At 29.2% G+C, this 21,046-nt stretch carries 15 protein-coding genes; 6 read left to right on the top strand and 9 right to left on the bottom strand.

The window, feature by feature from the left end; translation table 11 throughout:
* Window positions 1-76 precede the first annotated feature (76 nt).
* The 3 genes from radC to WHD07_RS06420 all read left to right on the top strand — a co-directional run bounded on the left by radC (window position 77) and on the right by WHD07_RS06420 (window position 3,036).
* Complete coding sequence (gene radC, locus WHD07_RS06430; protein WP_343330488.1) at window positions 77-763, top strand: RadC family protein; 687 nt, start codon at window positions 77-79, stop codon at window positions 761-763.
* Between the two features lie 78 nt (window positions 764-841).
* Window positions 842-2,146 carry a polysaccharide deacetylase family protein gene (locus tag WHD07_RS06425; RefSeq protein ID WP_343330487.1) on the top strand — a complete coding sequence of 435 codons (1,305 nt, stop codon included), beginning with the start codon at window positions 842-844 and terminating at the stop codon, window positions 2,144-2,146.
* Complete coding sequence (locus WHD07_RS06420) at window positions 2,146-3,036, top strand: hypothetical protein (protein ID WP_343330486.1); 891 nt, start codon at window positions 2,146-2,148, stop codon at window positions 3,034-3,036. The genes WHD07_RS06425 and WHD07_RS06420 overlap by 1 nt, the downstream gene beginning before the upstream one ends.
* Here the strand turns inward: WHD07_RS06420 and WHD07_RS06415 are convergent.
* Both WHD07_RS06415 and WHD07_RS06410 read right to left on the bottom strand, forming a co-directional pair.
* A complete protein-coding gene (locus tag WHD07_RS06415) occupies window positions 2,979-3,608 on the bottom strand; it encodes an acyltransferase (RefSeq protein WP_105050434.1) in 630 nt (209 codons plus the stop codon). The genes WHD07_RS06420 and WHD07_RS06415 overlap by 58 nt on opposite strands.
* The gene (locus tag WHD07_RS06410) at window positions 3,605-4,861 is read right to left on the bottom strand and encodes a lipopolysaccharide biosynthesis protein (RefSeq protein WP_343330485.1); all 1,257 of its coding nucleotides are present in this window, start codon (window positions 4,859-4,861) and stop codon (window positions 3,605-3,607) included. The genes WHD07_RS06415 and WHD07_RS06410 overlap by 4 nt, the downstream gene beginning before the upstream one ends.
* Before the next feature lie 28 nt (window positions 4,862-4,889).
* Between WHD07_RS06410 and WHD07_RS06405 the strand changes: the two genes are divergently transcribed.
* Both WHD07_RS06405 and WHD07_RS06400 read left to right on the top strand, forming a co-directional pair.
* A complete protein-coding gene (locus WHD07_RS06405) occupies window positions 4,890-5,576 on the top strand; it encodes a YjjG family noncanonical pyrimidine nucleotidase (RefSeq protein ID WP_343330484.1) in 687 nt (228 codons plus the stop codon).
* A 136-nt stretch (window positions 5,577-5,712) separates the two neighbouring features.
* Window positions 5,713-6,474 carry a hypothetical protein gene (locus tag WHD07_RS06400; RefSeq protein ID WP_343330483.1) on the top strand — a complete coding sequence of 254 codons (762 nt, stop codon included), beginning with the start codon at window positions 5,713-5,715 and terminating at the stop codon, window positions 6,472-6,474.
* Between the two features lie 84 nt (window positions 6,475-6,558).
* Here WHD07_RS06400 and WHD07_RS06395 read toward each other — a convergent pair whose 3' ends face one another.
* Window positions 6,559-7,830: a replication-associated recombination protein A gene (locus WHD07_RS06395; RefSeq protein ID WP_343330482.1), complete on the bottom strand. Its 1,272-nt coding sequence runs from the start codon at window positions 7,828-7,830 to the stop codon at window positions 6,559-6,561.
* A 77-nt stretch (window positions 7,831-7,907) separates the two neighbouring features.
* Between WHD07_RS06395 and WHD07_RS06390 the strand changes: the two genes are divergently transcribed.
* Entirely contained in the window at window positions 7,908-8,570 is a 663-nt protein-coding gene (locus WHD07_RS06390) for a rhomboid family intramembrane serine protease (protein WP_105050439.1), read from the top strand.
* Window positions 8,571-8,590: 20 nt separating this feature from the next.
* On the opposite strand, the gene rlmB is transcribed toward WHD07_RS06390, so the two are convergent.
* The 6 genes from rlmB to WHD07_RS06360 all read right to left on the bottom strand — a co-directional run bounded on the left by rlmB (window position 8,591) and on the right by WHD07_RS06360 (window position 21,036).
* Window positions 8,591-9,352 carry a 23S rRNA (guanosine(2251)-2'-O)-methyltransferase RlmB gene (rlmB, locus tag WHD07_RS06385; RefSeq protein ID WP_343330481.1) on the bottom strand — a complete coding sequence of 254 codons (762 nt, stop codon included), beginning with the start codon at window positions 9,350-9,352 and terminating at the stop codon, window positions 8,591-8,593.
* Window positions 9,353-9,437: 85 nt separating this feature from the next.
* Window positions 9,438-10,640: a RagB/SusD family nutrient uptake outer membrane protein gene (locus WHD07_RS06380; RefSeq protein WP_343330480.1), complete on the bottom strand. Its 1,203-nt coding sequence runs from the start codon at window positions 10,638-10,640 to the stop codon at window positions 9,438-9,440.
* Window positions 10,641-10,644: 4 nt separating this feature from the next.
* Window positions 10,645-13,713, bottom strand: coding sequence for a TonB-dependent receptor (locus tag WHD07_RS06375; protein WP_343330479.1), 3,069 nt, complete (start codon window positions 13,711-13,713; stop codon window positions 10,645-10,647).
* A gap of 742 nt (window positions 13,714-14,455) precedes the next feature.
* Window positions 14,456-16,003 carry a SusD/RagB family nutrient-binding outer membrane lipoprotein gene (locus WHD07_RS06370; protein ID WP_343330478.1) on the bottom strand — a complete coding sequence of 516 codons (1,548 nt, stop codon included), beginning with the start codon at window positions 16,001-16,003 and terminating at the stop codon, window positions 14,456-14,458.
* A gap of 12 nt (window positions 16,004-16,015) precedes the next feature.
* Entirely contained in the window at window positions 16,016-19,255 is a 3,240-nt protein-coding gene (locus WHD07_RS06365) for a SusC/RagA family TonB-linked outer membrane protein (RefSeq protein ID WP_343330477.1), read from the bottom strand.
* Between the two features lie 116 nt (window positions 19,256-19,371).
* Window positions 19,372-21,036: a ShlB/FhaC/HecB family hemolysin secretion/activation protein gene (locus WHD07_RS06360; protein WP_343330476.1), complete on the bottom strand. Its 1,665-nt coding sequence runs from the start codon at window positions 21,034-21,036 to the stop codon at window positions 19,372-19,374.
* Window positions 21,037-21,046 lie beyond the last annotated feature (10 nt).

Raw genomic sequence — 21,046 nt, 5'->3', positions numbered from 1 at the left:
GTATTAAACGTTAAAGCACTCTAAGATGCCTAAAAGTTAAGTTAATTTCATTTTTGTATTTTTATAAAAAAAGAAAATGGAAAAGTTAACTATTAAATCTTGGGCTTTAGATGATCGGCCAAGAGAAAAACTGTTAGCAAAAGGAAAGTCTGTACTTTCTGATGCAGAATTAATAGCTATTCTTATTGGTTCTGGCAATAGACAAGAAAGTGCCGTTGCATTATCAAAAAGAATTTTACAATCTGTTGATGGAAACATTAATGAGTTAGCAAAACTAACTGTAGAAAAACTGACTACGTTTAAAGGTATTGGAGAAGCCAAGGCAATTGCTATTATTACTGCTTTAGAGTTAGGAAAAAGAAGACAGTTAGAAATAGCTTTAGAGAAACCAAAGATTACTTGTAGCAAAGATGGTTTTAGTTTAATGCAACCCGTTATTGGAGATTTAGAACACGAAGAATTTTGGGTGCTGTTTTTAAATAATTCTAACAAAGTTTTGGCTAAAAGCCAGATAAGTAAAGGAGGTTTAACCGCTACAGTGGTAGATGTAAGGTTATTGTTTAAAAGAGCTTTAGAATTGGCATCTGTGGCAATGATTGTATGTCATAATCATCCGTCAGGAAAATTACAACCTAGTAATGCTGATAAGCAACTCACTCAAAAAATAAAAGAAGCCGGAAACACTTTAGATATAAAATTGTTAGATCATTTAATAATTACCGAAAAAGCGTATTTTAGCTTTGCAGATGAAGGGCAATTGTAGTCCTTAGTCTTGAGTAGGTAGAATTCAGTTAATAGTTTACTGAATATTGCCAACTTAGTACTGCTAACTAAACAAAAAATGATATTAATTTATACACATAAAATAACACCAAGAGTTCGTTATATTTTTAAGCATATTCTTACAAGAACTTTATTAATTCCCGTAGATTTTACTTCTAAAATAGAAGAATTTGTAGCTTTTAATGGTCCAAAAATGAGCTATACAAAAACACCTTTAGGAAATGAGTTTTTTGTTAAAAGCAACAGCTTGTTATTTGAACAAGGAGTAAATGATATGGAAATTTCTATTCAAAAATGGGATGAAGTTCCTTGTTTCTTTAAAACTGGGCCAAAATCTTCTATTCCGTTTGATGTTTTTGCAGCTAGTTTTTATTTAGTATCTAGATACGAAGAATATTTGCCACACGTTAAAGATGTTCATGGGCGTTATACAGCAGATCAAAGTTTGGCGTATAAATATCGATTTTTAGAAAAGCCAGTAGTAGATATTTGGGCGTATAAACTGTCAGCTGCCTTAAAAGAAAAATTTCCAGACTATGCTTATAAAGAAAGAAAATATGAGTTTATCTCTACAGTAGATATAGACAATGCTTATGCATATAAGTATAAAAGTTTAGTAAGAAGTGTAGGAGGTTTTTTTAATGATTTAGTACAATTTAAACTATTTAATGTTTGGAATCGTTTTGCGGTTACCTTTAATATTAAAAGAGATCCTTTTGATACTTTTCAGCGAATTTTAAAAATTAGAAAGGAACAAAATATTAAAACTATTTTTTTCTTTTTAATTGGAGATTATACAACTTTTGATACCAACGTTTCTGCTTCAAAAAGGAAATATAGATTGCTCATAAAAGAAATGGTAGATTATGCTAAAGTAGGTTTGCATCCGTCTTATTTTACGTTGAATAATGCTTCATTATTAAAAAAAGAGAAGCTTAGATTAGAAGAAATAATCAATTCTCCAATTCAAAGATCTAGACAGCATTATTTGCGTATAAGTTTACCCGAAACCTATCAGAATTTAATAGACTTAGAAGTAGAAGAAGACTATTCTATGGGCTATGCAAGCAATGTAGGTTTTAGAGCAAGTACTTGTACACCATTCTATTTCTATGATTTAGATTTTGAAATTCAGACACCTTTAAAGGTTTTTCCTTTTGCTTTAATGGATACTACTTTAAATGATTATATGAAACTAACACCCAAACAATCTTTGGGTAGAATTAGAGACATTAAAAATGAAGTAAAAGCCGTTAACGGAACTTTTATCACTTTATTTCATAATGAGAGTTTAAGTGATTATTTACGATGGAAAGGTTGGAAAAGATTGTATGAATCTATGATTAAAATAGCCGTTTCATAATGATCCGGTATATTAAAAGAAAGAATTTAGATGTTCTTAAGTATGACAACTGTATTGAGAATTCTTTACAATCTAGAGTGTATGCTTTTTCATGGTATTTAGATATTGTTTCCGAAAATTGGGATGTTTTAGTTGTAGATGATTATGATGCTGTAATGCCAATTCCTTGGAAGAAAAAATATTTTCTTAAATACGTAGCACAACCTTTTTTTTGTCAACAATTGGGTATCTTTTCTAAAGGAAATATTTCTAGAGAGCTACAAGAAAAAATGTTGAAAAACATTCCTAAGAAGTTTGTGAAAGTTTCTATAAACTTTAATTCATGTAATGTATTGAATGATAAAGTGAAATTAAATAACAATTACCTTTTAAAAATTGAAAAATTATACGAAGGCAATTATAAGAAGTTTAATAAAAATAGAAAAAGAGATTTAAAGAAAGCTAGATTATTAAACTTAATTTTCGAAGAAAATTTAGCAGCAAAAGATTTTTATGATTTTTATTTATTAAATGATAAAAATTACAGTAATCATATTTCAATGAAAGAAGTTCTTCAAAATATTTTAACGTTAAAAACAAATGGAGTAAGATGTTTTGGTATTAGAAGTGAACAAAAATTAATTGCATGTGTTTTACTACTAGATGATGGTAAAAGAATTACTTATTTAGTACCTGTTAGCAATCATTTAGGGAAAAAAAATGGAGCGGCTACTTTGCTTATTTCAGAAATAATAAAAAAATATAAAAACAAAGATTATTTTTTAGATTTTGAAGGGTCTATGATTAGTGGTGTAGCTAAATTTTATGAAAGTTTTGGGTCAGAAAAAGAGAATTATAGTGTTTTCTCTAAAAGTGTTTTTTTTAGCTTATTTGGTATCTTTTTATTGTAATTTATTTTTATTAACGATTCGTTATAAGGTAGGTTTTCTTTTATAACTTTACATGGGTTTCCTACGGCTATTGAATTTGATGGAATATTTTTAGAAACAATAGAACCTGCTCCAATGATTACATTATTTCCAATATTTACATTAGATAGTATAACACTGTTTGCACCAATAAAAACATTGTTTCCAATAACTATTGGTGGTGTTTTAGTGTGTTTAGAGTGGTTTGTATGTGAATGATTAGCAGAAATAACTTTAGAACCAGTTCCAAAACCTACATTATTACCAATAATTATTCCATTGTTAGCTTGTATGTATACATTTGGGTTGTCTCCAGGATCACATAAAATGCCTTTTTTAATATTTTCTGCGGCTAAAATTTTTGATGTAAAATGAACAGGCCAATTTGCTTTTGGGTTTAATCTAAATAATTTTTGTGGAATCCAAAAATGAAAAAAAAGAAGGTAATATTTTTGATAACCATATTTAGGTCTATAGTATCCTGGATATAAAAAGTTTATTAAATGTCCAAAGATTAAAAAATCTAACTTTTCAAAGAATGATATTTTTTTCATATAATTGATTGTTTTTTTATGGTTTTTAAAAAGTAAAAAGCAAGAGTTAAATAACCTATTCCACCTAAAAAGGAAAGTATATAAATAGTATATGTTAAATCATTTTTAACAAAACCAATATAAAAAGCTATGATATTTACTATTAAAAGGTATATATTAAAAAGTAAACTTATATTGTTTTTATCTAAAACAACCATAATATTACTAATAGGACTAAAAGAAGATCTGCATAAAACTAAAAAAGATAATATTAAAAAATATAATCTTAAATTTATCCAACTTTCGGTTAAAAGGATTTCTAATATATAGATTCCAACCGTGTTTATTAGTACTAAAAAAACAAACATTATTAACACATTAAAAGTTATAATTTTTTTTGTAGCTATAAAAAGCTCCTTTTTAGAAGTTTGCATTAGACTTGTTGCTTTTTCAAAATATACCGTAGATATTGAAGATGATATAATAAAAAGTGGCATTGTTAATATTTTTTGACTAAAAAAATAAACACCAGCATCTTGTAAACTAAAAAAAGCATAAATAAATAAAGGAATTGATTGTGATGCTAGATTATTTATAAATCGGGAGGGCAGCAAATAGGTTAAAATAGATTTGTTTTTTGTAATATTCTCTTTAACAATATTAAAATTGATTTTTTTAAAATAAACTCTGTTCTTAAAACTATAATATAGAGTAACAATAAATACAGAAATAAACGAGCTGTAAACTAATCCATAAATTTTAAATTTCAGATAAAAAGTAAATTGAAAAAAAACATTTATTAAAACTAAAAGTATTTTAGAAAAAGAAATTGGTGAGAATTTTTTATAACTGGTTAAGAAAAATTCATGCGTTTTATTATAGCTAAGAAAAATAGAACTTAAAATAGCTAGTATTAAAATACTATTTTCTATTTTTTTATCAAAAAAAAACACATAAAAAGGTAGTAGAATTACTGTTCCAATTATGGCTATTATAGGTATCAGTAAGAAAAGAAAATTAAACCAATGATTACGAGTTAATCGGTCTCTACAAATAACAATATAATTATCTAACTGTAAAGAATTGAAAATAGAGGCTATCGAAGAAAGACTTATAAAAACACTTAAAACACCATAGGCTTCACTACCATATATTTTAGCAATAAAAATAGAACTGATTGCTGCAATAATTTGTGCAATTAAGGTTCCTTTAAACATTACAAAAATGTTTTTCACAAAAATAGATAAAGGTTTTTTGTTTATTTTTGGTGTCAATTAAAAAGTTTTTTCAAATATAATGTAAATGAAAAATATACAACACGTCTTTTTTGATTTAGATCACACTTTATGGGATTTCGAGAAAAACTCTGACTTAGCGTTTCAGAAAGTTTTTATCAAACACAGTATCTCTTTAAGTTTAGAAGACTTTTTAACTGTTTATAAGCCTTTAAATTTTAATTATTGGAAATTATATAGAGAAGAAAAGGTAACTAAAGAGCAACTAAGATATGGTAGATTAAAAGACAGCTTTGAATCCTTAAATTATAGAGTTTCAGATGATTTAATAAATGAAATTGCTGTTAATTATTTAGAGTTTTTACCTGACTTTAATTATCTTTTTGATGGTACTTTCGAAATTTTAGAATATTTAAAAAGTAAATATCAATTACATATTATTACAAACGGTTTTGAAGAGGTACAAACTCAAAAAATGTTGAGCTCTAATATTCATCACTATTTTGATAAAATAATAACATCAGAATCTGTAGGAGTTAAAAAACCAAATCCAAAAGTTTTTAATTATGCTTTAGACCTTGCAAAGGCAGATAAAGGTAACTCTATTATGATTGGTGATAATTTGGAAGCAGATATAGAAGGGGCTATAAATGTGGGGATGCGAGCAATCTATTGTAATTTTGAAAATAATACATCAAGTAATAATTCTGTTACATCTGTTACTTCTCTTATAGAAATAAAAGAATACCTTTAAATTTAAATAATTTGTGGATTCAATTATAAAAAAGTTAATTGTTGTATAATAATTGATAATATTACTCAATTTAACGATATTGCGTTTACAAATAATATTTCTTTATAATTAGAAATTAATTTAATATTCAATTAAAATGATTAAAAAAATAGCATTCAGTTTTTTGTTTTTTATAGCCTTGTCCGCTTTCGGTCAGCAGGTTAATATCAATAATTATAAATATGTAATTGTACCAGATCGTTTCGATTTTTTAAAGACTGTAGATCAGTACCAAACAAGTTCTCTAACTAAATTTCTTCTAGAAAAAAAAGGGTTTGTAGTATATCTTAGTAATGAGAAATTACCAGAAGATCTAGTGCAAAACAGATGCAATGGATTAACTGCAACTGTTATTGATGACTCTAGCATGTTTACAGTAAAAAGTAAAATAGAATTAAAAGATTGTTATGGAACTGTAGTGTATGTTTCAGAAACAGGTAAGAGTAAAGAAAAAGAGTATAAAAAATCGTATCATGAGGCAATTAGAAATGCTTTTGAAACCATGGAAGATTTAACTTACAAATATGTGCCGTTAAAAAAAGTTGCAGAAGTAAAAAAAGTTACAGCACCAGAGGTGGTTAAAGAAGTAATCTCTGCACCTATTAAAGAAACTATTTCTCAAGAAAAAGTTGTAGTTAGTAATCATCTAGAAACATTATATAGCCAAGAAATAAATAATGGTTTTCAGTTAGTAAATACTACTCCAGCGGTGGTTTACCAGCTTTTAAAAACAAAAGTTAAAGATGTTTTTATTTTAAAAGATAAAAATGGAATTCTTTATAAAAATGGTGATAGCTGGATTGCAGAATATTATGAAAATGACGTTTTGGTTGTAAAACAATATGCAATTAAATTTTAAAAGCTTTTAAGTAATATTATTAAGAAGCCCTAAATTATATTTAGGGCTTCTTTGTGTTAAATAGTTTAATATTGTTTAAAGATCTTAATAATCATAGTTATTTTTCCATCTATTTTTTAAGAGTTCTCTAAACTGATTTTCTCTAGCATTATTACCTGGGTCATATAATTTTGTTCCAGAAATTTCATCAGGTAAAAATTCTTGCTCTATAAAATTATTAGGATAATTATGAGAATATTTATAGTCCTTACCATAATCTAGGTCTTTCATCAATTTCGTTGGCGCATTTCTTAAATGAAAAGGAACCGATAAATCTCCTGTTTTTTGTACTAAACTTTGTGCTTCATTAATAGCCATGTAAGAGGCATTACTTTTAGCGGAATTTGCTAAATAAATGGCACATTGACTTAATATGATTCTAGATTCTGGGTAACCAACAACAGAAACTGCTTGAAACGTGTTATTTGCTAAAATTAACGCAGTAGGATTTGCATTTCCAATATCTTCAGAAGCCGAAATTAGTAATCTTCTAGCTATAAATTTTACATCTTCACCACCTTCAATCATTCTTGCTAACCAGTATACAGCTCCGTTTGGATCACTTCCTCTTATCGATTTTATAAACGCAGAAATTATATCATAATGTTGTTCTCCTGTTTTATCATATCTAACCGTATTTTTTTGAATTTTTGATAAAACTAAATCGTTCGTAATTTCAATTTCATCATCAGCAGAAACCAGTAGTTCAAAAATATTTAACAATTTTCTAGCATCACCACCAGAAACTTGTAGCAAAGCATCGGTTTCTTTTAGTGTAATTTTTTTGGTTGATAAAAGAGCATCTTCTTTCATTGCTCTATGTAAAAGTGCAACTAAATCGGTTTTGTCAAAAGAGTTTAATATATAGACTTGACAACGAGAGAGTAGGGCAGGTATCACTTCAAAACTTGGGTTTTCTGTAGTTGCGCCAATTAAAGTTACCCATCCTTTTTCTACAGCTCCTAAAAGAGAATCTTGTTGAGATTTACTAAATCGATGAATTTCATCAATAAATAAAATGGGGTTTTTAACGGTAAATAAACCGCCACTTTTTTTAGCTTTTTCTATAACATCTCTAACATCTTTTACACCAGAACTAATGGCGCTTAATGTATAAAAAGGGCGTTTAGATTCGGTAGCAATAATGTTGGCAAGGGTTGTTTTTCCGATACCAGGAGGTCCCCACAAAATTAATGAAGGTATGATGCCTTTTTTTATTAAATTAGTTAATACACCCGTTTTACCTACCAAATGTTGCTGACTAATATAATCTTCAAGCGTTTTAGGTCTAATTCTTTCTGCCAAAGGTTCATTCATTCTGTAAAAATAATAAAGATTTCTGACAGAAAATGTAAAAATCGATATTGGTTAGATTTTTGTTATTTTTATGACTGATGAAAGAAGATACTCAATTAAAAATATCGAAATCAATTTTCTTAATTCCGGTTGCTTATGTTTTTGCAATTTGGTTTATTTATTGGATTGAAATTAAGTTTGATTTCAATTTTAATAAATATGGAGTTTTACCTAGAAATTTAGTGGGTTTTAGAGGTGTTTTTTTAACCCATTTTATACATAGTAATACAAGTCATCTTTTTAATAATTCTGTGCCCTTATTTGTGCTTTTAAGCAGTGTTTTTTATTTTTATAATGATGTAGCGTATAAAGTATTGCTATTTGGAGGCTTTTTTACCGGATTTTTAACTTGGTGTTTTGCAAGAGAATCTTATCATATAGGAGCTAGTGGAATTGTTTACTTGCTTTTTAGTTTTGTGTTTTTTAGTGGAATCATAAAAAGACACTATAGATTAGTGGCTTTATCTTTAATGATTATTTTTCTTTATGGAAGTATGATTTGGTATGTGTTTCCTATAAAAGAAAGTATCTCTTGGGAAGGGCATTTATCTGGCTTTGTAATTGGTCTTATTTTTGCAATTGCTTATAGAAATAAAGGAATTGTAAAAGAAGAACATCAATTTATAGAAACAGAATTCGATACTTTATTTGATGAACATGGTAATTTTGCTCCACCAAAAATAGAGGAGGAGCAAGATTAATATAAGTAAGTTCTACTAATTTATCTGTTAAGAGGTATTCTTTGTCTTACTACTTCATAAAGTAACACACCACAGGCTACAGAAACATTTAAAGAAGCAATGTCACCCAATAAAGGTAATTTGGCTTTGTAATCTACCATTTTTAATATAGACGGATTTACACCTCTATGTTCAGACCCCATAATAATGGCAATGGGTTGATTAAAATTGATATCATAAACAGAGTCTTCTGTTTTTTCTGTTGCAGCCACAGTTTTAATGTCTGATGCTTGTAATAAGAATAAAGCATCTTTTATGTGATCTACTTTACAAATAGGAATTTTAAAAGCTGCACCAGCTGATGTTTTTATTGTTTCGGCATTTACCGGGGCACTACCATTTTTTTGAATGATAATTCCATTTACACCTGTACATTCTGCGGTTCTAATAATTGCTCCAAAATTACGAACATCAGATACTTGATCTAATAGTAAAAACAACGGAGTTTTACCACTTTCTACTGTTTTTTCAATGAGTTCTTCTAGATCGTAAAATGCTACGGGAGAAATTTGAGCAACAGCACCTTGATGATTGTTGTTTTTAGATAATCTGTCTAATTTTTCAACAGGCACCATACTTGTAGTTAGGTTATTTGTTTTAATTAACTTATTAAGTTCGTAAAACAATTCTCCTCTTAATCCTTTTTGTAAGTATATTTTATTTATAGATGAACCACTTTCTATGGCTTCTATAATTGCTCTAATACCAAAAATATTGGTAGTTGGTGTTGTTTCTGTTGTCATAGTGCAAAGGTATGTTAATTATTGAAAATATCAGACAAAAAAAAACCACCTCAATTGAGGTGGTTTTAATATTATTGAAAATATATTATTTTAGTAGAGGGTTTGAGTCTACTGCTCTTGTAGGATAAGGTAGTACATAACTAGACTTTCCTTCTAATTTTAAATCACTCCATCTAACCCATTCAAAAGATAATTCTAAACGTCTCTCCTCCTTTAAAGTTAAAGAAGATTTTCTTGCTGTTTGCAATTCTGTAAGTCTACTTGAGTTACCAGCTTCTGCAGAAATTATATACATTTCAGCAATTCTCGATACTAACAAATCAGAGTTGTCTTCTGTTTTATATTTTTTTGAGTAAACATAACCATCATTTGCTATTTTATTGTCAAAATCAAACAAGATTTTACGAGTGTCGTTTCCTTTTACTAAATCTAAAAGATCATCAGCAGCTGCAAAACAATTCCATGATTTTGCTTCTGGACTCATTATCCAACCCCATGATCCAACTCCTTCTGCTTTATTTCCTTTAAACATAAAGATTACTTCTGAATCTCTTTCCAAAGGATTTGGAGATAATGAGAATTTATTAGATTTTATTACTAGTTCAGCTTCAGCTCCGGCTAAACTTAAATCCCCTTTAATTCTATACATTCTTGCTAATAAAGCAGAAGCAGCTTCTTTGGTTGGCGTTTTTTGGCTGTCTAATAAGTTTAACGTAGAAAAAGAAATTGCGTTTTCTTTAACATCTTTTAAGTCAGCTATAATGTAGTCTACTACTTCTTCTTTTGATGATGGTGCTAAAGGTTCTCCATCATAATTTTCATCTATTAAAGGTAATCTTTCAAACATATCATATAGCCTTAAATAACTTAGTGCTCTTCCGTATTTTGCAGCAGCTATTTGACTTGGATTAGCTGTTGGTACCTTAATAATAGTATTTGCTCTATCAATACTGGCATAATAATCTGCGTAAAAGTAACTTAATAGGATATCACTTGCTGGTACTGTATTTTCATAAAAGTTTTGAACCTGAAACCATTGAAATTTAACTGGTTTATAGTTGTCACCCATAATTTCGGTGTTCATTATTGAAAAATAACCATATTGATTCGGGTGTCGTAATTTTTTATACAATCCAGTTAATAGCTTATCAACATCCTTTTCTGCTAAGTTACCATTCGCTGAAAGAGATGCTTCTGATGGTATTTCTAATTCGCTAGAACAAGAGGTTGTTAGTAGTACGACAAAAATGCTTAGACATACTGTTTTTAAAATATTGTTTATTTTCATCTTTTTAAAATTTAATATTAATACCTACTAAAAATGATTTTGTATTAGGAATTCCTCCTAAATCTACACCTGCTCCTATTTTAGCTCCATCTGTTTGATCTTGGCTATTTCGTTCAGTTTGATCTACATAGCTTGTTTCTGGGTCTCCAGAATATTTAGTAAATGTAAAAGGATTTCTTAATTGAGCATAAATTCTTAAGCTTTTAATAAACTTTAAGTTCATGTCTTCTAAAATATCAAAATTGTATCCTAAAGTTATGTCAGATATTCTTAAGTAATCTGCATTTTCTAAAAAACGTGTAGAATGTTCTGTGTTCCAAGAAGATATTGTTGAAGCTAAGTGTGGTCTTGGGATTGATGTGTTTTTATTGTTTTCTGTCCAATAATTTAACATTTCTGTTGACATGTTTTGAGAGTAAGAAGGTGCTCCAATTGATCCTCCATTTAAAAGGTCTCTTTTATAAAAGGCATATACCCTTTTTCCAATAGAGTATTGACCAGATATATTCAAATCTAAACCTTTATATTCTAGTTTAGTATTAAAACCACCATAATAAGGTGCATTACCTCCACTAAAAGCTTTTTTATCATCATCATTTATAAGACCATCTTTATTTTGATCAATATAAAGCATGTCACCGGCAGCAACAGTTTGTCCATCATTACCATCTTGATCTTTATAAGTGAAATCTTCACTTGCTACTCCATTAGCTTCATACACATAAAATGAACCTAAACTTTCTCCTTCCTTAACAATTGAAACAAAACCTGTAGTGTATTGACCTGTTTCAGAACCAACTTTTAATACTTCGTTTTTATTATAAGAAAAATTTGTACTAAAATTCCACTTAAAATCAGTATTATCAAAAATCTGAGTGCTTAAATTTACTTCATACCCTTTATTAGAGATGTTACCAACGTTAGCTAACATTGTTCGAAAACCGCTTTCTTGTGGAACATTTATTCTACTTAATAAGTCTTGTGTTTCTTTTTGATAGTAATCAAGATTTACATCAATTATATTAAATAATCCGAAATCTAAACCAATATTTAAAGCTTCTCCTTTTTCCCATTTCAGGTTTTTGTTAAATATAGTTGTTGAAGCTAATCCAGGATCATTATCGTAATTTTCTCCAGCAGAAATTAAGTTTTGTCCAGAGGTATAAGCAATACCACTTTGGTTACCTGTATATCCGAAAGAAGCTCTGGCTTTTAAGAAGTCTACTGCAGGGATGTTAAAAAACTCTTCATTTGAAATTACCCAACCTGTAGAAACAGCAGAGAAATTTCCCCATCGATTATCTTCTGTAAATTTTGATGATCCATCGTACCTAGAAGATATCATAAGATAATATTTAGATTCCCAATTTAAGTCTAATCTAGCAAAGTAAGATTCTAGTGACATTTCTTTAATATAACTACGACCTTGATTTATTTCACCTGCGGAAACTAACCACTTTAAGTCGTTTGAAGGGAAATTTTCTCCTGAAAGATAAGAATCTTCGTAACTCCATTTTTGAAATGAGTGTCCACCCAATAATGTTGTTTTTAATTTATCATTAAAAAAGTTATGGTTATAAGTTAAAGTATTTTCAATTATATAGTCTCTATTGTTTTGTGTTGAGTAATATCCGTACCCGGTAGGTATCCCGTCTCCATTTAAACCTCTTCTTGTGTCTGGAGCATCAAATCTGTTATATCTATTACTATAAATATTACCACTTACAGAAGGTCTCCAAGTTAAGCCTTCTAAAAGTTCCGCCTCTAAATAGATTCGAGCTCCTACATTTTGCCATATATCAGTTACTTTTCTTTCAAAAGCATATAAAGGATTGTTACTAGTTATTTCAGCAACATTACCTTCACTATCATAAGGGCTAAGATCTGGTCTTGCTTCTAATGCTTTAGAGTATGGTTGATATGTATTATTGTCATCTACTATAGGATTAGATTGTGAATAAGAAAAATATGAATTAATACCATATTTTATTTTATCGTTAATTTTTTGTTCGATGTTCAGTTTTAATCTTGCTATTTTATAGGTATCTTCTTTAATAGTACCTTCTTGGTCAAATAATGAAGCTGAAAAATATGATTTAGTGTTCTCTCCACCTCCTGAAATGCTAAATTGATTATTTTGAATTACTGCGTCTTTATTTAAAACTAGAGATAACCAATCAGTATCATAACTACTCGTTGGTAAAGGCGTTAAGATAGTTGGGTCTTTTGGAGCATCCAAAACACCTTTAGTAATATCATTTTCATAGTTAATTCTTGCTGCATCTGATACTTGTTTGTATTGAGCAGCATTTAACATGTTTGGTTTACTTGTTACATTTTGAAAACCATAAGAAGAATTAAAACTAATTGAAGTTTTTTGGTTATACGATCCCTTTTTTGTTTCTATTAAAATTACTCCATTGGAGGCTCTAGATCCATATATAGCAGTTGATGCTGCATCTTTCAAAACACTTATAGATTTAACATCTTGAGAAGATATTCCGTTCATATTTTCTTGAGGAACCCCATCAATTATGTATAATGCACTGTTCGAGGCACTTAAAGAGCCGTTACCACGAATACTTATTTGTGTGGCGTCTCCAGTTCTTCCTCCTGTACTTACAATTTGTAATCCTGCTGTTTGTCCTTGTAAAGCTTGAGTTATAGAAGCAACAGGTTTTTCTTCCAATTGTGTTGGTGAAATTGTAGACACAGATCCTGTTAAAGCTTCTTTAGTACTGGTACCATAACCAACTATAATAACCTCTTCTAAAACGCTTTCATCTTCTGTTAAAATTAAATTAATAACATTTGAAGTGTTTACTGTTCTTTCTGTTTTTTTATATCCTAAATATGTAAAAACTAAAACATCTCCTTTTTTAGCTTTAATAGAGTATTTTCCATCAAAATCAGATTCAACACCTTTATTTGTCCCTTTTTTTAATACACTTACTCCTGGTAAAGGTCCTGATGCATCAGTAATCGTACCTGATACGGTTTTTTCTTGTGCAAAAGTTATTTGCACGATTAACGCTATGAGGAGCGTTAAAAATTTGTTAAACTTTGTCTTCATTTTTATTGTTATTTGAATTAATTAAGTGCTAAAGTCTTAAATTAATCTTAAAGAAACAACTTTTTAACCAAAAAAGGTTATGTAAATAAAGCGTTGATCTTAATTCTTGTTTAATATTTTATACTTTAAATTCTATACTTTTTTTTAATTTGCATTTAATTAATATAGTTGCCTTAGTTATTGGTTTTAGTGTTCTTTTTATGTTAAAAAAATAGAAACTAGATAATTCTTTGACTTTTAGTTTTTATAAAGATTTTAATTGTTTTATACCAGTTGTATTATTTATTTGTTATTTTTTGGCCTCTTTGTTGTGAATAAGATCATGTAATTGTTTTTTAAGTCTATCCTAAAACTATATTTATGATATATTCAATAATTGGTTGAATATGTTATTATTACAAAATTAGTCTTATTTGTAAAAACTTCAATTCTTCATATATTATAAGAATGTACTTTTAATATTTGTAATTAAAAATCGTATTTTGTATTGTGCTTTATCTTATTTGAGTTTTTAGAACATTTATTTTTTGTAGAACCTATTAAATACTTTTTTTTAGTTTGAATATTACTAATGAGTGTTTCTCTTTGTCTAGTAATTTACTTTTTATAAGGCCTATATTTATAATGTATTGTTTAGTGTTTGAAATTTAGAACTTTTTCTTCCACTATTTTTTGAGCAAAAAAAAGAGACGTAATTTAAATTACGTCTCTTTTAAAAGAATATTGATTATTAGATAATTGTTTAGTTTTTATCCCAGAACAATTTTTGTTCTGCTGTGTCTGTTCCAATTGCTGAAACTGCAGAAGTGTAATTTGATCCGTTTAAGGTTTGTTCAATCACTGGATATGTATATTTATTTGGGTAACCAGATACGGCATCTACAGCGGTATTCATAATTGGGAAATCTAAAAGTCTGATAGAAGTCCAAGCTTCAAAACCTCTGTTATAAAGTGCTATCCATTTTTGATTTCCTATTACTTCTTTCCAAGTTTTAGTTGCAATTAAGGTATCGTAGTCTACGGCAGGATCCGCAAGGTAGGAAGTTGCTTCTGCAACAGTTCCTCCCCAATTTACAAAAGAAGCTGTAATACCAGCATCATAATGACTTTTTACGGTACCACCAACATTAAATGTTCTAGCACGGGCTTCAGCTAATAAAAATTCTACTTCAGCATAGTCTAAAATTACACCAGGAGCTTCTGCAGCTTCTACTTTTGCAGAAACTTGAGTGTGAGTAGAGAATCCAGATGAGCTTCCAATTACACCTCCTAAGTATACAGTTTCAGGTGTAGTGGTGTCAGCATCAACATTGTTTAGAAAATAATATTTCATTCTAGGGTCTGTTCTTGTTACCGAACCAGGTACAACAGTTTTGTTGTCTTTGTTGTCAATAGTTCCGTCTTCATTAGAATCTGTTAAGTATTCATAAGATCTTGGTTGCATAAGTTCAACAATAGTTTCTGCAGCAACATAATCATGTCTTCCACTTAATATTAAATTGGAATGTATAGGATGCGTGTTAGGGTCTGCAGAAAGATATTTAAAGTTCGCATTATCTGCATTACTGGTGAAAACTCCAGATGTAACTGCAGATTCTACAGTACTTTTTGCAAAAGCGTTGTCTACATCAGATAATAATATACCCATTCTTAATTTTAAAGAAGCAGCAAATTTTTTCCAACTTGCAACGTCACCACCATAAATATTATCTGCAGTGCCAAAACTACCTTTTGTAGTGTCTAATGCATTGATAGCTGCTGTTAATCTGGTTATTAAGTCTTTGTACACAGTAAGTCCATCATCGTATTTTGGTAATAGATTGTCTATGTCTAAAGATTCTGTGTAAGGAATATCACCAAAAGTTTCAACTAGAATACTGTACGTATACACTTTTAATATTTCTATTACTTGTAATTTGTTTGGTACTAGTACAACATCAGATGCTAAAGGGTAAGTTGTAGCTGCAATTACTTTACCAGCTTCATCTAAATCTTTTAATACATCTTTGTATAAAATACTCCAGTGTGTTCCTGGTATATTACGTCCTATTTGGTCGTAATTACTTTCATCGGTATAGGTAGTTTCTTGTAAAAATTGTGCCCATAGTTGGGTGTTATTATTATTTACGTTAACGTCTACTATTTGGTCTACTAGATTCTTTTGAGCACCTGTAAATAAACTTTCTCCAGGTACAGCAGCAGGATCTTTAATGTTCTGATTAAGATCCTCTAAGTTGTTAGAGCACGATGTAATTACTACAGCCGCGATTAATATTAATATTTTTTTCATGTTTTTCATTTTTTAGAATTGAAGTTTAACATTTAAACCGAAATCTCTTGTTGTTGGTAAAGAACCAACTGAGTACCCTTGTAAGTTACCAGATCCTAAACCTCCTTCTGGGTCTTCATGAGGTGTGTTTTTATGAATAATCCATAAGTTTGATCCTGTAAAACTAATAGAGGCATCATTTAAAAATGTTCTATCAAGAACGTTTTTAGAGAAGTTATAGGTAATAGATAATTCACGTAATTTAACATAACTTGCATCATAAACAAAAGCTGCGTTAGGTAAACCTCTAGCGTAACCAAAAGCACCATATCTATCTGTTCTAATTCTGGTAGTATTGGTAGAACCATCTGCATTAACTCCTGGGTTAATATAACCACCACCATTGGCAATGGTATTTCTTACTGGGTTGCCAAGGTCATTTATAAATGCAGTTTCTGCATATAAACCAGTGGCTAAACCATAGTATTGATCTAAAGAGAATACACTTCCTCCTTGTTGTATGTCTAATAAAAAGTTTAATGAAATATTTTTATAACGAAAACTGTTAGAGATTCCCATATTCCATTCAGGGTTAATGTCTCCAATTACTTGGTCAGATGTACCTGTTGCAATATATTGTCCGCTTGCAGCGTCTACTACTTTTTCTCCATTTATGTATGTGTAATCTGTTCCTTGTATAACCCCATAAGGTTCTCCAACTCTAGCATTTAAAGTAACACCTCCTTGAAAAGAACCTAATTGTAAGTTTTCTATACCATCAACTAAAGATACAACAGTGTTTCTATTTCTAGACCAGTTTACGTTCATGTTCCAAGTAAAAGTTTCTGTTTTTATAGGACTACCATAAGCAGAAAGTTCAACACCTTTGTTTTCTATTTCTCCCGCATTTAAAACCTTAGACGTAAAACCTGTTGCTCTAGAAACAGGAACTCCAAAAATTTGATCTACTGAATTGTTTTTATAATAAGCAACATCAAAACCAAGTCTATTTCCTAAGAATTTCATCTCTAAACCAAGTTCCATACTTTTAGTAGTTTCTGGTTTTAAGTTTGGGTTTTTCTTAACATTACCAACAGATGTACTTGCACTACCAATAGGAGTGTTTACTACAAAACTATCATATAAGAAATCAAAAGGAGCACTGTTACCAACTTCTGCATAATTAGCTCTTACTTTACCAAAAGAAATCCAGTCTTTTTCTATTAATTTAGAAAACAAGAAACTTCCAGATACAGATGGGTAACCAAAAGTACTATGATCTGCAGGTAGCGTAGAAGAATGATCTCTTCTGTAGGTAGCGTCTAAAAATAACATATTGTCATACCCTAAAGAAGCACTAATATAAACACCATCTACTCCAATTTTTTCTGCTCTTTCATCTGGTAAAGGTAGTGCATTTACACTATTCTGAATAGAGTATAGTTTAGGTACACTTAAACCACCAGCAGTAGATATGTGAATAATATTTAAATTATTTCTTCTAATGTTAGTTCCTAAAATTCCTTTTAAATTTACTTTATCACTTAAGTCTGTATTAAAATTAGCCATTAAGTCATAGTTTGTTTCTGTGTTTTGAATGTTTTTTCTTCCGTAACCAGAATCTACATTTCCTCTACTTACTCCAAAATTACTAGCAACACTTCCGTTTGCTCTTCTTTCTTCTTGCAATTCAGAATAAGTATCTGTAGCAATTCTACCAGTAATGCTTAACCAATCTTTTACATCATAAGTTAAAGAAACATTACCAATAAAACGACTTCTAGAGTCATTTTGGTAGTTTTCGTAGCGTGTCCAATATGGATTGTCCCAGAAAATCGGAGCAGAACCAGCATCTGAAGTAGCAGGGTTCCATGTTACGTTTCTTTTTGTTGCAAAATAAATGTCTTTTTGTTGTTGAAGATCAACATTGGTTTGCCACCATTGTTTAAAGTTAGCAACAACATTATCTCCATACCCTGTAGAGTTACGTCCTTTTCCTGCCGTTTTAATATAATTAGCTAAACTAGATACTGTAAGTTTATCGCCTAATTTAGTATTACCGCTGAAAGAGAAATTGTGTTTTTTAATTTCACTATTTGGCATTAATCCAGTTTGGTCAAATTGTGTGTAGTTTATTCTGAAAGAACCATTTTCCATGCTTTTATCCAAAGAAATAGAATTTGTTAATGTAATTGGTGTTTCAAAAAAGGTAATAGGACCGTTTGCCGCATTTACCCAAGGTGTTGCTTTTTTGTAGTTTGGAGAATCTGGGTCAAAAGAATCCCATTGATAAACTAAACGTCCGTCAAATGGAGCTCCATAAGATCCATCTTCTGTGTAAGGTACAAGTAAATCATCAGAGCCGTTCCCTGTGATATCTTCTAATGTCCAGTAATTTTCTGGTCCATCATAATAATGTCCGTAACCAGCACCATATTGTGTTTGGTATTTTGCAAAAGTACTTTTGTCTATTTTACCAACAGTCATACCGGTACTAATGGTTACACCAATTCCTTTTGCATTTTTTCCTTTTTTAGTGGTAATCATGATTACCCCATTTGCTGCTCTAGATCCATACAATGCAGAAGCTGCAGCACCCTTAAGTACGTTTACAGATTCTATATCATCTGGGTTAATATCTGATGCTGCGTTACCATAATCATAATAACCTCCATTTGCTTGTGCTTGACCGGCAGAATTTGTGTTTGTGTTATTAATTGGTACACCATCAATTACAAATAATGCTTGGTTACTTCCTTTTAAAGAAGCGTTACCTCTAATTACAACGTTTGTTGAACCACCTAAATTGTTGTTCTTTTTAATTTGTACACCGGCTGCTTTTCCTGAAAGTGCGTTTACAAAGTTACCACTTTTGTTTGTGGTTAATTCTTCTCCACTAACTTTTTGAGTAGCGTATCCTAAAGATTTTTTATCTCTAGAAATACCCAAAGCTGTAACAACTACTTCATCTAAAACATTGTTATCTTCTACCATTGCAATATTAATGGTGTTAGAATTACCTACTGTTTTTTCATAAGTTTTGTATCCTACATAACTAAAACTTAAGACATCTCCTTGTTTTGCGTTAATAGAATACTTTCCATCAAAATCAGTTTGAGTTCCACTATTTGTGCCTTTAATAGCAACACTTACTCCAGGTAGTGTACCAGATGAATCTGACACAGTCCCAGAAACTTTTTTTTCTTGTGCAAAAGATATTTGCATCAGAAACGCTAATAGTAGCGTTAAAAATCCTTTAAACTTTGTTTTCATTGTTGAATAAATTTGAATTAATTGGTTCAAATATCATGCTTTATTATTAAATAAACAATTTTTTTTGTTAAATAAGGTTAATAAAGTGTTAAGTGTGGTTAATGTGTTGAGGATTCCTAAAAATAGTTTTTCCAATTGATAATTAACTTAATTCTTTTAAAATCAATGTTTTGTTTGTTTATTTTTCCCGCAGAAAGACTTAAGTTAATTTGAGAATTATTTGTGTTAAATAAATATCCTAAACCGAAACCCAAAAGAGTCTCTTTTTGTGAATTTAAGTCAATTCGTCCAATATCGGTTATGGTATATAGATAAGATTTTTCTGAAGTAAGGTATCTATATTCTATATTAAAATAATTAAAATTTTTGGTGAATATGCTTTGTTCATTAAATCCTCTAATACTATTTGCTCCTCCAATTCTTAAAAGTTCATTATTAAAATAGGTATCTGAATTTAAGTATCCAATTTTATTTCTGATGTAAATGCTATTCCGTAAATTTAAATCCCACAGATATGAAATTGTAGATTCAAATTTAAATTGATTGCTAGAATTTCCGCTCACCTTTCTTCGTCCAAAACTAGGATTGATTTCTAGAAAAAATTTATTAGTAAAAAAAACGTCGTTTTTAGGAATTCTGTGTTTCAATTCCATTCCCAAAAAATAATTATCAAAGTTTTCAATATTGTTGTTTAAGTTTTTGATTAGGTTTTCTGAGGTTTCAGAATTATATGTTAAAGCAATTTTTGTTTTTGAGTTGATATTATAAGAAAGTCTAGAGTCGAATTTTGAATTTATAAAACTAGAATCTTGTTTGTAAATTAAAAAAGATACCTCCGGACTAAATTTGGAATTAAAAATATAAGGTATCTCGGTAGATAATTCTAATTCTTGTCTTTCTTCACCTATGCTATTCCAAAATAACTCAAAATTTTCACCACTATTAAGAATATTGTTTAGTTTGATGTCCAAATTACCATTAAATAATACATTTCCGTTTTCTTTAGACGTAAAACTAACGATTCCGTCAAAACTATTATTTTGACGTTTTTTTAAATACATGTATAATAGTGTAGAATCTTTTGTGAATAAAACTTCTGGAGGTTTTATTTCCGTTACAAATGAGATCCCTTGACTTGCAGTTGATATTTCTTTAATTTTTTGTTGGTTAAAAAGGGTGTTTGGTTTAATGTTAAAATAATTTTTTAAATACGATTTCGGGAAGTTTTCATACCCTTTTATTTTTACTTTATTGATAACTCTTTTTTTCGATTGATTAATTTTTAATTCAGCAAATAAATTATCTTCTTTAATTTTGATATTCTGGAGTTGAATTTTAGAAAATGATTTTCCCTCATTGTCTAATTTTTTAGAAATTTCTGATAAGGTTTTCGATAATTTTTCAATAGGTATTTTAATTGTTTTATCTTTTATCAGATTTTTTTTAAAATAAATTTTAGAATTTGAGTCTAATTTAATTATAACGTTGTTTGTTTCCTTATTCAAATTAAAATAAGCAGTATATTTTTTTTCAATACTATTTATGCTGTCAACTGTATTTATAAAGTACCCAGTTGTTTTTAAATATTCAGATATTCTATTGATTTCTAAATCTAAGGCTTTTGTTGTTTTGTGTTCTTTTTTATAATCAATCTTTTCTAAAAGAGTTTTTTCAATAGTATTTATAGAGGTAATTTTTAAAGTAAAATCTTGTGCAAATATTCCATGCAAAGAAAATAAGGCAAATAGTGTTAATATATAAAGAGTGTTTTTTTTATTCAAAATAGATAAA

Source organism: Polaribacter staleyi, assembly GCF_038024045.1.
GTDB classification, from domain to species: domain Bacteria; phylum Bacteroidota; class Bacteroidia; order Flavobacteriales; family Flavobacteriaceae; genus Polaribacter; species Polaribacter butkevichii.
This window is presented reverse-complemented; position numbering and strand designations above follow the sequence as displayed.

Coding starts and splice junctions, on each gene's coding strand:
- radC (WP_343330488.1), top strand. CDS start 77: ATGGAAAAGTTAACTATTAAATCTTGGGCTTTAGATGATCGGCCAAGA.
- WHD07_RS06425 (WP_343330487.1), top strand. CDS start 842: ATGATATTAATTTATACACATAAAATAACACCAAGAGTTCGTTATATT.
- WHD07_RS06420 (WP_343330486.1), top strand. CDS start 2,146: ATGATCCGGTATATTAAAAGAAAGAATTTAGATGTTCTTAAGTATGAC.
- WHD07_RS06415 (WP_105050434.1), bottom strand. CDS start 3,608: ATGAAAAAAATATCATTCTTTGAAAAGTTAGATTTTTTAATCTTTGGA.
- WHD07_RS06405 (WP_343330484.1), top strand. CDS start 4,890: ATGAAAAATATACAACACGTCTTTTTTGATTTAGATCACACTTTATGG.
- WHD07_RS06400 (WP_343330483.1), top strand. CDS start 5,713: ATGATTAAAAAAATAGCATTCAGTTTTTTGTTTTTTATAGCCTTGTCC.
- WHD07_RS06395 (WP_343330482.1), bottom strand. CDS start 7,830: ATGAATGAACCTTTGGCAGAAAGAATTAGACCTAAAACGCTTGAAGAT.
- WHD07_RS06390 (WP_105050439.1), top strand. CDS start 7,908: ATGAAAGAAGATACTCAATTAAAAATATCGAAATCAATTTTCTTAATT.
- rlmB (WP_343330481.1), bottom strand. CDS start 9,352: ATGACAACAGAAACAACACCAACTACCAATATTTTTGGTATTAGAGCA.
- WHD07_RS06380 (WP_343330480.1), bottom strand. CDS start 10,640: ATGAAAATAAACAATATTTTAAAAACAGTATGTCTAAGCATTTTTGTC.
- WHD07_RS06375 (WP_343330479.1), bottom strand. CDS start 13,713: ATGAAGACAAAGTTTAACAAATTTTTAACGCTCCTCATAGCGTTAATC.
- WHD07_RS06370 (WP_343330478.1), bottom strand. CDS start 16,003: ATGAAAAAAATATTAATATTAATCGCGGCTGTAGTAATTACATCGTGC.
- WHD07_RS06365 (WP_343330477.1), bottom strand. CDS start 19,255: ATGAAAACAAAGTTTAAAGGATTTTTAACGCTACTATTAGCGTTTCTG.